We start from the raw sequence: 13,401 nt of genomic DNA on the forward strand, positions 1-13,401 counted from the left end.
ACAGGGACCGCGCAGGCTTAGAAGGGCAAGGTCAACTTCAACCAGTAGGCATCGCCTTGGGCGCGGTTGCGCACTTCGGTTTCCTTCGACCACTTGGCCGTCACGAACCAGCCATCCTTGCCGCTGTACTTGATCGACGGCCCGATGGCAAAGCTGCGGCCTTTGTTGTCTTCGATGCGCTCGCCATCCAGGTTGTCGTCAGTCGTCTGCCGGTAGTAGTACCCCCCTACCCCCAGCACCCAACCATTCCCAAGCCCCCACCCCACGGCATAATCCACATGAAATTCCTGCCCCGAGCGGTAATCGGTGGCTGGGTTGCGCCGGTTGAAGTCGTACATCACCTTGGCATCCAGGTTGAGCCCCGCCGGGTCGACATAGCTCATCGCATACACCGGCTCGAACACCCAGTAGTTGCGCCCTGGGTTGGCCAGGTCGTTTTTGTCGTAGCGGCCGGTGGGGGCAATCATGTCGAAGGCCAGGATGCTGTGGAACTTGTCGCTGTGGTGAAAGCCCAGTGCCGGGCCGAAGATCACGTCACCCAGGCCACTGTTGTGCTGTGACTGGCCATTGAGCGAGACCTTGACGTCCACCAGCGGCACGATGGCATGCAGCGCCAGGCTACCGCCCAGCAGGGTGTAGTCACTCACCCAGATCAGCCGGGGGACGATGGCGTTGGCCCGCACGCGAAAGTCCACCGGCAGTTTGCGCCCGTCGTTGCCACGCAGGTTGTCTGCTTCATAGTGGTTGACGAAAAGCTGGCCATAGAAGCCCGGTGGCGGCATGGCGCCGGACATGTAGTTCTCGGCCCCCAGTGGATACGAGGTGCCACCCCCTTCGGTGGCATGGGTCAAGTTGGCGGCGCCGAACAACGAGGCACACACGGCAAGGCGAAGCAGGTTCGCTAGGGTCGGGTTCATCGGGTCAACCTTTGTTGTTGTTATCGGTCGGGTGCACGCCGGCCCCCCGCGTTCGGGGCGCCGGGCTTGAAGGTGTTCAGATACGTTTGAACAGGGCCGAACGCTGGCCTTCGGCAGCACCATCGGCAGCGCTGTAGAAGCGCTCCATGAAGATGTCGCGTTCGAACAGGCGGCCTTGCATCAGGCAGGTGATGGCCGCATCGATCATGGGTGGCGGGCCGCACAGGTAGGCCTTGTGACCGTTGAAGCGGCCATCGAAATGCTGCCTGGCCGCGTCGTGCACATAGCCGCGCACACCTTGCCACTGCTCGTCCTCAGCAGCCTGGCTAAGAGCAGGCACGTAGCTGAAGTTGGCATGGCGCTCGGCCAGCGCCTCGAACAGCTCGCGGTTGTACAGTTCAGCTCGAGTACGGGCGCCCTGGAACAGTGTGATGCGCCGGGTATCGCCACGCGCCAGCAAGTCAAGAATCATCGACTGCGGGCTGGAAAGCCCCGAGCCGCCAGCGATGAAAATCAGGTCACCCGGCTGTGAGCCGCGCACGAAGAACTGCCCGTAAGGGCCCGACAGCGCCAGCGCATCGCCCACCTTGAGCTGCTGGTGGATGTACCCGGTGGCCACGCCGCCTTCTACCAGACGCACGTGCAGTTCCACCTCGTCGGCCTGCTGGGGCGGGTTGGCCAGGGAAAACGCACGGGAGCCTTCGATACCTGGCAGCTGCAAGTTCACGTACTGCCCGGCCTGGAAGGCCATCGGCCGGTCGAGCTTGAGGTGCACGCCGCGAATGGTCGGCGACAGTTCCACCAGCTGGGTGACCACCGCACGGTAGTCCTGCACCGGCAGGCCGGCGAAGTCCGGGTCGACATCGATGTCGGCCTCGATCACCAGGTCACTCTGCGGGATGGCGCAGCAGGCCAGCACCTTGCCCTCGTCGCGTTCCATGTCCATCAGGGCGAAGGACGATGCAGCGCCGAGGTCGACTTCGCCTTCCAGCACCTGGCATTTGCAGGTGGCACAAGTGCCGTGGCCACAGGCAAACGGCAGCCAGACACCCTGGCGCAGGGCGGCTTCCAGGATGGTCTGGCCCTCCTCCACTTCGATCTGCTCACCGGTAGGTTCGATGGTGACTTGATAGCTCATGGCGGCATTCCTCAGTTGTGGCTGCCGCCCAGGCCTTCGAGGCCGGGGGTGTGCAGGTGCAGCAGGCTTTTGTGGGCAACACCGTTGGCGGCCAGGCCACGGGCCAGGTCAGGCGTGAACGGCTGCTCGTCAAGGCGCCAGCGGGCGGCGGCAAAATCGACCTGTGCAGCATCCGGGTGCAGGGCAATGGCCGGCTTGACCACCTGCTCGATGAAAGCGGCAAAGGGCAGCGCCGGGTCTACCGGCAAGGTGAACGGTGCGCAGAACAGCAGGTGGTTTTCCCAGCACAGGTACACCAGCTGGGCGCCGTGGAAATTGGCCTGGCAGTCCAGGGGTTGGGCGGTGTAGCGGCCGATGGCGGTCACGGGCATGGCGTTGGTCCTCTTGTTCTTGTGAAAACCAGGGCGCAACAAGCGCGCCCTGGCAGATCGGCACTTCAGACAACCTTGCGTTCGGCACCCTGCAGCGCCTGCCAGCGCTGCTGTTCGGGCGAGCCCTGGTACTCGAAGTTGTCCTGGCCGGGGGTGATGTTGTAGTAGTCGCGCACCACCGACTCGACATCGCCGCCCCCGCAGTTGCCCTGCAGGATCTGGTGCACCGGCAACCAGGCCTGCACGTACTTGTCCGGCTCGAAGGCGAAGATGTCGCAGCAGCCATCGGAGCAGAAGTGGTAGCGCTCGCCCTCGTGCACCAGGCTACGGTGGCTCAATTGCGTCGGCGCATCCGGCTCGGTGAAGGCCAGCGGGATCTGGCAGATCTGGCACAGCATCGGCAGCGTCGGGTTGTAGAAGCGCTCACCGCGCGCCTGCAATTCGCGCCAATGCTCGTAGCGCGGGCGGTAGTAGCGGTCGAAGGTGTCCGGGTACTTGGCCGACAGCCAGTCCAGTTCTTCGTCGGTAGGGATCCAGGTGTGGAAGTTGGTGGCCTGGCTGTACTGGTAGAAGATCGACCAGGCCTGGTGGCTGATGTGCTCTTTGCCGATGGTGGTCTGCTCGACGTATTTCGGCGGGCGAATGCCATAGCGTTCCAGGTCCTTGAACAGCGCGCCACCGGCCTCCTCGAAATACACCTCCCAGGCTTCGGCCCAGGACATCACTTTGTTTGGCAGCATGTAGTCCATCATCATGCCGACCAAGGTCAGCAGCCGGTAGCCGCGCCAGAACCACTTGTCGATCCAGCGTTGCACGATAGGCACGTTGTCCTCGTGCTGCTCCAGCAGGAACTTGATCACCTCCAGGCCCAGGGTCATGTGCCGGGCTTCATCGGACTGCGCCGAGAAACCGAAGGTGACCGTGGCCATGTCGCCGTTGAATGCCGCACCCGACATGAATGGCACGAACAGCAGGTTGGTCAGCACGTACTCGAACGAGAACGAAATGGCGGTAAGGAACTCGAACGGGCCCGCCGTGCGGGCATCCTCGAAGAACGACTTGGGCACCGACAGGAACCACACCCGGTCGTGCATGTGGGCAAAGTCATGCAGGCCGTTGAAGTGCTTGTTGTAGTGGCTCATGGCGTGCACCTGGGTCTGCACGTGGCGCAGCTCGTCGATGGCCTGCATCTGGCAGGCCACCCGTGCGCCGGCACCGCCAAAGTGCCGGCCAACCCGGGCAAAGCCCTGATAGGCCTGGTACTCCAGGGGTGTGACACCACTCAGGAACAACTTCAGGGCGTTGACATAACGGGCGTCGGAAATGTTCTGGTGGCCGTTGTTCTGGGCAAAGGCATCGAAGATGGCGTACAGCTTCTTTTCTTTTTCGGCCTGGTACTTCCAGTAGGCGTCCATGGTCAGGCGGAACGGGTCTTCCCACTTGTCCCAGTCGGTGATCTTGATGCCTTCGAACCGCTCGTAGGGGTAGATGTCTTCCTTGCTCTGGTAGCTCGGCTCCCAGCCCAGGTCACGGGTCAGACAGCGGTACTTGTCTTTCTGGTTGAGGCGCTTGGCGGCCATGGTGGTCTCCCTTGTTCTTGTCGTTGTGCGGATCAGTTCCAGTGCAGGGCGAAGCAGTCTTCGTCTTCCTCGACGTTGCCGCCGAGGGTGATCACGTCGATCAGCATTTCCTGCACGTCCCATTCACGGCCAAGCTTGTCTTCCACCGTGGCGCGGTGAATTTCCAGGCGCCCTTCGGCCTGCACGCGGATCATCGCCGGCTGGTGCTGCACCTGGGCATGGGGGTTGTCCTGGGTGATGGCCTCGACGATGTAGCGGGCGCTGTCGTTGTCCTGGAAGGCGATATAAACGAGGGAAGTCATGCGGCATCTCCACTGAGGCCGAGTTTTTTCAGGCGTGCGCCGAAGGCACTGTCACAGGCATCCAGCGCGTCGCGGCCGGGGCCGGCCTCGGCCAGTGGCAGCAGCGCTTGCACGGCGCGGCCGCGCCATTGGCTGACCCAGCCCTCGATCAACTGACGGTTGTGCGGGCTTTCGGCAACCACGGTCTTGACCAGGGCATCGACCCAGCGCTGGCTCTCGGCGAACCACAGGCGCATGAACTCGGTGAGCATGCCCAGCTGCCCTGCCCCGGCGGCCACCAATTGCGCGTCGAAGTGCTCGAACAACAGCGGGTACAGCAGGCCATCGCTGACCAGGTTCTGCGCCAGGCTCAGCTCGAACCAATCGCGCAGCACCAGGCTGTCCTCCACGTAACGGCGCAGCCCTTGCCAGGCTGGCTCGTCCAGCCAGCGCTGCTTGGCTTCGGCCAGCAGTGCCAGGCCGTCGTCCTCCAGCAACAGCCCCATGCGCGACAGATATTGGGCAATGGCCAGGCGGTCCATGGCGTGGAACATGTGCATCTGGGTGACGCTGGTGCCGAACGCGTCGGCGGCAATGCCACTGTTGTTCATGTTGGCGCCCAGTTCGGCATGGCGCAGCGGTAGCAACAGGCGCGCGATCAGGGCGCGGGTTTCGGCAGGCAGGCTGGCCAGCAGTTCGCGTTTTTCGCAGAAGGCAAAACTGTGCTCGGCGTTTTCCTGCATGCGGGCCCGGGCCTGCACGTAGGTGCCGTAGTAATACTGGCGCGGGTCGCTGACGGCGTACCAGTCGGCCATTTGCACGGCAGTGCGGCTGGGGTCGTTGAGCAGCTTGTCGGGCTGCCACAGCGGGCGGTAGTGGAAGTTGCTGGCGGCTTCGATGTCGAAGCTGGCTTCCTGATAACGGCTGGCCGGCTTGTCACCGAAACGGCGGCGGGTGTGGCTGAAGGTCTGGCGGATCGGCTCGACCGTGGCCGTCTTGATCTCGATACTCATGCAAGGCGTCCTGTACTTGTTGTTGTGGGGATGCAATGCGCCGGCAAGCGGCGCTTCACTCGTCCGCGTCGCGGCTTTCGCCATAGCGCCACTTCTGCATGTCGGCATCGACGGCAGCGGCCATCGCGGCATCCATGTGGCGCACTCGGTTGCTGGCGCAGAAGCTGGCGAAGGCAGTGCGCGGCAGGACCAGTTCGACGAACAGGTCCGGGTAACCGATGGCGAAGTCGAACTCGACAAAGGCCGCATCCGGTTCGCTGCGTACGCGGACGTAGCGCGGCATCTGTTCGAAAGAAGGGGTGGCTGAGGTCATGCGCTGGTGCTCCGGCTGGACGTGCCAAGGGCTAGAGCAACGGCTGTGCCAGGCACTTTCAAATCAAATAAAAATTCATTCAACTCATTGTTTTTTATGAGTTTTAATTTCTACTGACGCTAACCGGACGTGGCCCTGCCCGCGCACAGAAGCCTGCCCGTTTGATCATTTGCTCAATCGGGCCAAGGCGGATGGAGCAAATGGCCAATGCGGCCAGCGATTGACTTTTGCGCGGCTTTCAGGCGGTTTAGAAAAGAGAGCGACCCGGGCCTTGCCTGCAACACCGAGGTCGTTTCGGCGTGACCGATAAACCCGCCCAGCCTGAGCGGGTGCACGCCAAATCCCCATACAACTACAAGCAAGGGGCGCAAGCGAATGATTACCCAGTACAGGGCGCCTGAACCTGCACCGGCGCTGAAAGACCTGACCGAGCGGGTACGGTTCGAAGGCACCGAAGGCAAGATCTGGCTGGACGAACAACGCATGCTGCTGGTGCAAGCTGCGACCATGGCCAGCATGCGTCGCGAGCTGATCGAAATGCTCGGCGAAGAACGGGCCAAAGGCTTCTTCCTACGCCTGGGCTACCAGTCAGGCCTGAAGGACGCCGAGCTTGCCCGCAAGCTGCGGCCCAACGGCAACCCGGTGGAAATGTTCTTCATCGGCCCGCAACTGCACTCGCTCAAAGGCATGGTCAAGGTGCGCCCGCAGCAACTGGAAATCGACCTGGACAACGGCCACTTCTACGCCGACATCGAGTGGCAGGATTCCTTCGAGGTGGAAAACTGCCAGTCAGAAGGCCTGCATTCCGAGCAGCCGGTGTGCTGGATGCTGCTCGGCTACGCCATCAGCTACAGCTCGTTCTTCCTTGGCCGTCAGGTGCTGTACAAGGAAGTCAGCTGCCGTGGCTGCGGTGGTAGCGAGTGCCGCATCATCGGCAAGCCGGTGGAGCAATGGGACGATGCCGAGACCTTCCTGCGCTACTTCCAGAGCGACCCGGTAATCGACGAGCTGCAATCGCTGCAGGTGCAGGTAGCCAACCTGCGCCAGCGCCTGCAATACGAGTCAGGGCAGTTCTACGGCATTGGCCAGTCGGCGGTTTACCGGCGCTGCTGCGCGCTCACCGACAAGGTCGCCCCAGGCAAGGCCTCGGTATTGCTGCTGGGTGAAACCGGGGTGGGCAAGGAAGTGATCGCCCGCAGCCTGCACCTGCGCAGTGAGCGTGCCGGCGCGGCATTCGTCGCGCTGAACTGCGCGACCATCCCGCCAGACCTGATCGAAGCCGAGCTGTTCGGCGTCGAGAAAGGCGCCTACACCGGCGCCCAGCAGGCTCGCATGGGGCGCTTCGAGCGGGCCAACGGCGGCACGCTGTTCCTGGACGAGATCGTCGAGTTAACCCCGCGAGCCCAGGCCAGCCTGCTGCGCGTGCTGCAGGAGGGCGAACTGGAGCGGGTGGGCGACAGCCGTACGCGGCCGGTGGACGTGCGGGTGATCGCTGCCACCCACGAGAACCTCGAACAAGCGGTCAAGGACGGGCGTTTCCGTGCCGACCTGTTCTACCGGCTTAACGTGTTCCCCGTGCACATTCCGGCGCTGCGTGAGCGCCGCGAAGACATCCCGCTGCTGATCGAGCACTTTCTCGGCCGCCTGCACCAAAGCTACGGCAAGAAAACCCGTGGCCTGAGCGACCGAGCGCTGCAGGTGTGCTTGCAATACGACTGGCCAGGCAACATCCGCGAGCTGGAAAACCTGATGGAGCGCGGCGTGATCATCACCGACGAGAACCAGAGCATCGGCCTGGACGCGCTGTTCCCGCATGAGCCGCCGGCTATCGACAGCATCGGCCTGGGTAGCGATGGCCGGCTGGTAGCGGCCAGTGACCAGGCTGCGCCTGGCTGGGTGGCGCAGATTCTCGACAGCGGTACTGGCCTGGATGCCGTCGAAGACGCGCTGATGCAGGAAGCCATGCAGCGCTGCGGGCAGAATGTTTCTGAAGCCGCGCGCCTGCTCGGCGTAACCCGCCCTGCCCTTGCCTATCGGCTGAAGAAAGCCCCCGACAAGCCTTGAGCATTTGCGCAATGACACTGGCGCAGGTTGATCAAATGATCGAGCCTGCGCCCGCTTTCACCCCCGCCTGAACAACAAAACTGCCTGATTTCAGCGTGTTACCAACCTGGCATTGCATTTGCTCAAGCCTTTGCACCGCAATAACAACAACGACCGGTGAGGCAACCATGACTGTAGCGATATCCCATTCCCCCGACGTGCAGGCCTTTTTCGCCAAGGCAGCAGGCATAGGCAACGACCAGGGCAACACACGCCTGAAGCAGGTCGTGCTGCGCATCCTGCAGGACAGCGCCAGGCTGATCGAAGACCTGGCGATCAGCGACGACGAATTCTGGCTAGCGGTGGACTACCTCAATCGCCTAGGCGGGCGCAACGAAGCGGGCCTGCTGATGGCGGGGCTTGGCCTGGAGCACTTCCTCGACCTGCTCAGCGATGCCCGCGATCGCCAGGCCGGCTATGCCGGCGGTACACCGCGCACCATCGAAGGCCCGTTGTACGTGGCTGGCGCGCCGCTGTGCGAAGGCGAAGCTCGGCTGGACGATGGCCACGACCTGGGCCAGCCAATGCTGCTCGAAGGCCAGGTGCTGGACGTGCACGGCAAACCGCTGGCCGGGGCCATCGTCGATGTGTGGCACGCCAATACCCAGGGGCTGTACTCCTACTTCGACACCAGCCAGGCCGAGTACAACCTGCGCCGGCGTATCCGCACGGATGCCCAGGGCCGCTATCGCGCCCGCAGCATCGTACCCAGCGGCTATGGCTGCCCGGCCGACGGACCGACCCAAGCCTGCCTGGACCAGTTGGGCCGCCATGGCCAGCGGCCCGCGCATATCCACTTTTTCATCAGCGCACCGGGGTATCGGCACCTGACCACACAGATCAACCTGGCGGGGGACGAATATTTGTGGGATGACTTTGCCCATGCCACCCGTGACGGGCTGGTGGGTGAGGTTGAACAGCTTGCGGACGGAGTGGCGCGGGTGGTGTTCGATTTTTGCCTGCAGGCGGCGGCCAGCGCCGATGATGAACAGCGCAGCCAGCGGCCTCGGGCTTTGCAAACAAGTACCGATTGATTTAGCAGGGGCAGTCCACTCTGTGGGAGCGGGTTTACCCGCGAACACCGGCACAGCCGGTGCCAGGCACCGCGTTGGATTCTTCGCGGGTAAACCCGCTCCCACAGGGCACTAGGACTGGCTGCGAAATCAGTGTCGTGCCAACCCGGCTATCGCAAGGCAGCCTCCAATCATTGGCGCCATCGGCCACCCTGCACTAGCGTTGTGCTACCAGCCAGCCCCAACGTTCATGCGGAGCCTTCACCCATCATGCCGGACCTGCGCCCGAACCCGACGCTGCGCCTGGAGTACCGTGCCGAGCAGCCGATTCATCAGGCTTTTCTCAAGCAAGCCAGCCGCTGCCCGGATGCCACTGCCATCATTGCCCAGCACACCACCTGCAGCTACACCCAACTGGAGCAGATCAGTCAGGGCATTGCCGCATTTTTGGTAGACAACGCTGCCAGCGGCGCCGATCGTGTGGTCATCGTCGCCAGCCGAAGCGCTGCGCTGGTGTACGCCATGCTCGGCTGCCTGCGCGCCGGCCTGGCCTTCACCGTGGCCGACGCCGCCTACCCCGCCGTGCGCATCAAGCAAATCGTCAGCACCCTGAAGCCTGCCGTGGTCCTGCGCTGCGGCGAGGCAACCGTGGACGCCGGCCAGTTCATTGTCGCTGCGGTGCCAGAAGCCCCCACTGCAGCACAGCAAGCCTTCCCTCGCCAACCTGTCGCGCTGCCCGCTGTCAGCCCCGAGCAACCGGCCTACATCACCTTCACCTCGGGCAGCACCGGCGAGCCCAAGGGCATCGTCACCCACCACGCGCCGTTGGTGCACTTCATCGACTGGCATGTGCAACAGCATGGCTTCACCCAAGCTGACACCTTCTCGCTGCTTTCCGGCCTGGGTCATGACCCGGTGTACCGCGACGTGTTCACGCCACTGTCGATCGGCGCGACCCTCGCCTGCCCGGCCCAGTCGACCTTGACCGACCCCTCACGGCTGGCCAGCTGGATTCACCAGCACGGCGTGAGCGTGATCCACCTCACCCCACCACTGGGCAAACTGATCGAAACCGGCGCACACATGAATAGCCAGGTGCTCGGCCAACTGCACTACCTGTTCTGGGGCGGTGATGCGCTCAGCCCGGCGCAGTACCAGCAGGTGCGCGCCATCGCACCGAATGCCGTCAATGTGAACTTCTACGGCACCACCGAAACCCCGCAAGCCATGGCTTTCCATACCCTCGAACCGGAGGCGGTCGATGCCCGCGTACCCTTGGGCAAAGGCATTGCCGATGCGCAGTTGCTGGTGGTCAACCCGGCCAACCAGTTGGTCAGCGAAGGTGAAACCGGCGAAATCCTGATCCGCAGCCCGTACCTGTCGCTGGGCTACTGGAACGACCCGGCATTGACCGAGGCCAAGTTCATCGCCAACCCGTTCACCGGCAGTGCAAGCGACCGCTGTTATCGCACCGGTGACCTGGGCACCTACCTGGCCGATGGCAGCGCCAGTTTTCTGGGGCGCGGTGACAGCCAGGTGAAAATCCGCGGCCATCGCATCGAGCTGGCGGAAATCGAGAACGCCATCACCCGTCAACCACACATCGGGCAATGCGTGCTGGTGGCCAACCAGGATGGCGGGGCGACCCGCCTGGTTGCCTATTGCGTCGCACAGCAGGCTACCCGGGCTGACGAGCTGCGCCAGGCGCTCGCCGGCCAGTTGCCGGACTATATGGTGCCGGCGCTGTTCGTGTTCCTGGATGCCCTGCCGCTCACGCCCAACGGCAAGGTCGACAAACGCGCCCTGCCTGCCCCCTTCGACGACAGTGCCAACCAAGTGTTGTCCCCTCTGGCCGAAAAGCTCAGCACGGCCTGGGCACGCATTCTCCAGGTGCCGCGCCTGGACGCCAGGTTGAGCTTTGTCGAGCTGGGTGGCGACTCGATATCTTTCGTGCAGGCCTCGCGGGTGTTGGAAGCGCTGATCGGCCACCTGCCAGAGCGCTGGGAAACCCTGCCAGTGTGCCAACTGGCCGAGCTGAGTGCGCCGCCCAAGGGCGCGTGGCGGGTGATGGAAATGCCGGTGTTCGTGCGCATGCTCGCCATCATCCTGATTGTGGTTGGCCACCTGAGCGAATTCGACCACTGGCTGATCGTCGGTGAAACCTCGGTATTGTTCCTGGTTTCCGGCATCAGCCTGGCACGCTTTCAGCTCAAGGCCATCGAAGCACGTGGTGATGCACGCACGCTGCTCAGGTCGTTGGCAGCCATCGTGGTGCCGACGCTGTTGTACACAGCACTGATCCAGCTGGTGTTCGACCGGTTGCACTGGCAATCGCTGCTGCTGGTGTCCAACTGGTTCCCGGCCAGCGAGGTCAGCCTGTTCAACTACTGGTACATCGAAGTGCTGGTGCAGATGATCGTGATCATTGGCCTGCTGCTGTCGATCAGGCGCGTGCGCCGGGTCGTCGTGGCCGACCCGTTCCGCTGCCTGATCATCGCGGCCTGTGCGCTGGTGGCGCTGGATGTGCTCATCAACCAGTTCGTATTCGACGCCAGTGCCCTGCTCCACCGGGTACCGCAGCACTTCCTGGCGGTGATGGTGCTGGGCATGGCCGTGCACCACGCCGACACCACCGCACGTAAATGGGTGGCCAGCGCAGTAGCCGTGCTGGTGGTCGGCGAGCTGGACCTGATGGCGGTGGCCGGTGTTGGCTGGGAAGCGTTCACGCGCTATGTCGACATCGCCCTGCCGGCGATGCTGGCGCTGATCTGGTTTCGCTCGGTGCCGGTCCCGGCCCTGGTTGCCCGGGCAGGCGCCGTGATCGCCTCTTCAACCTTGTTTATCTACCTGACGCATTTCCAGTTCCAGTCCGTGGCGGACCATGTGTCCAGGCACCCGCTGTTCGAGGTGGCCCTGGCACTCGCTGGTGGGGTGCTGGTGGCCTATTGCTGGAATACCCTGATACGTCTGCTGTTTACCCGCAGAAACAAGCACAACCCGGCACGCGGAGCAGACCCTGCCGAGCGCGCCACCTCAGCCTGAGCTGACTTGCCGGCACAGGAGCAGTGATTGCAAAGCCTGAAACACTCCGCCTAAAATGCGAACCATTAACATTTGCAAGCATTTTCAGGCGGCATGGATGAGCACCCCGGACGCAGCGTTCACTTCTCAAGTCAGCCAGCTATACCGGGCCCAGAGCAAATGGCTGCATAACTGGCTTAAACCGCGAGTCAACTGCAGCCACCTGGCCGCAGACCTCGTTCAGGATGTGTTCGTGCGCGTCATGTCTGCCGCCGACGCTGCGGTAAAACTCGAAGCCGTGCGCGAACCCAAAGGTTACCTGGCAACCATCGCACGCCGTCTGATGATCGACCACCTGCGCCGCGTGCACCTGGAACGGGCCTGGCTGCAGGTGCTCGCCGAGCAACCCGAAGCACTGGATATCTCCCCCGAGCAACGCCTGGCCCTGCTGCAAACCCTGTTCGAACTCGACGCCATGCTGGCCTCGCTCGGGCCCAAGGTGCGCGAGGCATTTCTGCTTTCGCAGATCGATGGCATGCCCTACAAGCAAATCGCCGCGCAGCTGGGCATTTCCGAAGTCAGTGTGCGCCGTTACGTTGCCAAAGCGGCCGAGCACTGCATGATCTACAGCCTTGGCCTAGGCCTGTGAGCGTGCACCTGGATGCCGAGCAGCGGGCTTCGTTGCGCCAGGCTGCGCACTGGTTCAGCCAGCTCAACAGCGGTGACGTGCAGGCCAGTGACTATTCAGCCTGGCAGCTGTGGCTGAATGCGACACCCGTCAATAGCTGGGCCTGGCAGCAGGCCGAGCGGCTGCAAACGCGCATGGCAGCAAGCGAAAACCCCGCTTCGGCACGCGTGCTGGCGCTGGCGGCACACGGCCGGCACGCCAGCCGGCGGCGGGTGGTCAAGGCCGGCTTGGTGCTTCTGGGCGGCGGTGCTCTGAGCCTGGGTGGCTACCGGGAGGTGAAGCAGTCTGCGTGGCTGGCAGACGTGCGTACCGGCGTAGGCGAACAGCGTTCGCTACTGCTGAACAATGGCACTGCGGTGGTCCTCAACACTGCCTCGGCAACGGATGTAGGTGACCTGCGCGAAGCGCCGTGGCTGCGCCTGCGCCAAGGTGAGTTGATGGTAACGGTGCCGGCACGCCAGACCTGTAAAGTCGTTACCCGTAACGGCACCATCGAGGCCGGCGAAAGCCGCTTTGCCGTGCGGCTGTTCGAAGACAGCAGCAGCCTTGAGGTGTTCGCCCAGCAGGCACAGGTGAAGCTGGCTTCGGGCCAAACCCTTCAGCTAGCGAGCGGCCAGCGTTGCCAGTTCAACGAACAGGGCTTCTCCTCGGTGGAAGCTGTCGCGCTGGCAGCTGATGCCTGGGGCCAGGGTTTGCTGATTGCCAACGATCAGCGCCTGGACACGTTCATCGCCAACCTTTCACGCTACCGCCCGGGCTGGCTGCGCTGCGCGCAGTCGGTGGCAGGCCTACGCATCAGCGGCACCTACAAGCTGAGTGATACCGACCAGATTCTGCGGGCACTGGCCACGTCCCTGCCGGTGCAGGTGCAAGCGCGCACACGCTACTGGGTAACGGTCACGGCGGTGTAAATAAACTCGCCCTACCTGATCACTTTGCTGCGGCTTATCCGACTCATAGGTA

The 13,401-nt window shown here is 63.3% G+C and carries 12 protein-coding genes; 5 read left to right on the forward strand and 7 right to left on the reverse strand.

Annotated elements, in window-relative coordinates:
• Positions 1 to 17: 17 nt before the first annotated feature.
• The 7 genes from DM807_RS21725 to DM807_RS21755 all read right to left on the reverse strand — a co-directional run bounded on the left by DM807_RS21725 (position 18) and on the right by DM807_RS21755 (position 5,613).
• Positions 18 to 917, reverse strand: a complete 900-nt coding sequence (locus DM807_RS21725) for a SphA family protein (protein ID WP_012272926.1) — start codon at positions 915 to 917, stop codon at positions 18 to 20.
• A 76-nt stretch (positions 918 to 993) separates the two neighbouring features.
• Entirely contained in the window at positions 994 to 2,055 is a 1,062-nt protein-coding gene (locus DM807_RS21730) for an NADH:ubiquinone reductase (Na(+)-transporting) subunit F (RefSeq protein ID WP_060514698.1), read from the reverse strand.
• Between the two features lie 11 nt (positions 2,056 to 2,066).
• Positions 2,067 to 2,426 carry a phenol hydroxylase subunit P4 gene (locus tag DM807_RS21735; protein WP_060492904.1) on the reverse strand — a complete coding sequence of 120 codons (360 nt, stop codon included), beginning with the start codon at positions 2,424 to 2,426 and terminating at the stop codon, positions 2,067 to 2,069.
• Between the two features lie 65 nt (positions 2,427 to 2,491).
• Positions 2,492 to 4,006 (reverse strand): aromatic/alkene/methane monooxygenase hydroxylase/oxygenase subunit alpha, encoded by a 1,515-nt coding sequence (locus DM807_RS21740; RefSeq protein ID WP_012272929.1) that lies wholly within the window; start codon positions 4,004 to 4,006, stop codon positions 2,492 to 2,494.
• A gap of 32 nt (positions 4,007 to 4,038) precedes the next feature.
• Positions 4,039 to 4,308 (reverse strand): MmoB/DmpM family protein, encoded by a 270-nt coding sequence (locus DM807_RS21745; RefSeq protein ID WP_012272930.1) that lies wholly within the window; start codon positions 4,306 to 4,308, stop codon positions 4,039 to 4,041.
• The gene (locus DM807_RS21750; RefSeq protein ID WP_069942373.1) at positions 4,305 to 5,300 is read right to left on the reverse strand and encodes an aromatic/alkene monooxygenase hydroxylase subunit beta; all 996 of its coding nucleotides are present in this window, start codon (positions 5,298 to 5,300) and stop codon (positions 4,305 to 4,307) included. Before DM807_RS21750 ends, DM807_RS21745 begins: the two co-directional genes overlap by 4 nt.
• Before the next feature lie 55 nt (positions 5,301 to 5,355).
• Complete coding sequence (locus tag DM807_RS21755; protein WP_012272932.1) at positions 5,356 to 5,613, reverse strand: phenol hydroxylase subunit; 258 nt, start codon at positions 5,611 to 5,613, stop codon at positions 5,356 to 5,358.
• 375 nt (positions 5,614 to 5,988) lie between these two features.
• Between DM807_RS21755 and DM807_RS21760 the strand changes: the two genes are divergently transcribed.
• The 5 genes from DM807_RS21760 (at position 5,989) to DM807_RS21780 (ending at position 13,349) form a co-directional block, all read left to right on the forward strand.
• A complete protein-coding gene (locus DM807_RS21760) occupies positions 5,989 to 7,677 on the forward strand; it encodes a sigma-54-dependent Fis family transcriptional regulator (RefSeq protein WP_012272933.1) in 1,689 nt (562 codons plus the stop codon).
• A 167-nt stretch (positions 7,678 to 7,844) separates the two neighbouring features.
• Positions 7,845 to 8,750, forward strand: a complete 906-nt coding sequence (gene catA, locus DM807_RS21765) for a catechol 1,2-dioxygenase (protein WP_179027905.1) — start codon at positions 7,845 to 7,847, stop codon at positions 8,748 to 8,750.
• Positions 8,751 to 8,999: 249 nt separating this feature from the next.
• Positions 9,000 to 11,771: an amino acid adenylation domain-containing protein gene (locus DM807_RS21770; protein WP_179027906.1), complete on the forward strand. Its 2,772-nt coding sequence runs from the start codon at positions 9,000 to 9,002 to the stop codon at positions 11,769 to 11,771.
• A 97-nt stretch (positions 11,772 to 11,868) separates the two neighbouring features.
• Positions 11,869 to 12,399 carry a sigma-70 family RNA polymerase sigma factor gene (locus DM807_RS21775; protein WP_179027907.1) on the forward strand — a complete coding sequence of 177 codons (531 nt, stop codon included), beginning with the start codon at positions 11,869 to 11,871 and terminating at the stop codon, positions 12,397 to 12,399.
• Positions 12,396 to 13,349, forward strand: coding sequence for a FecR domain-containing protein (locus DM807_RS21780; protein WP_256213749.1), 954 nt, complete (start codon positions 12,396 to 12,398; stop codon positions 13,347 to 13,349). The genes DM807_RS21775 and DM807_RS21780 overlap by 4 nt, the downstream gene beginning before the upstream one ends.
• The last annotated feature ends 52 nt before the right edge of the window (positions 13,350 to 13,401 follow it).

It is taken from the genome of Pseudomonas hunanensis, assembly GCF_013393325.1.
Lineage (GTDB): Bacteria > Pseudomonadota > Gammaproteobacteria > Pseudomonadales > Pseudomonadaceae > Aquipseudomonas > Aquipseudomonas putida_P.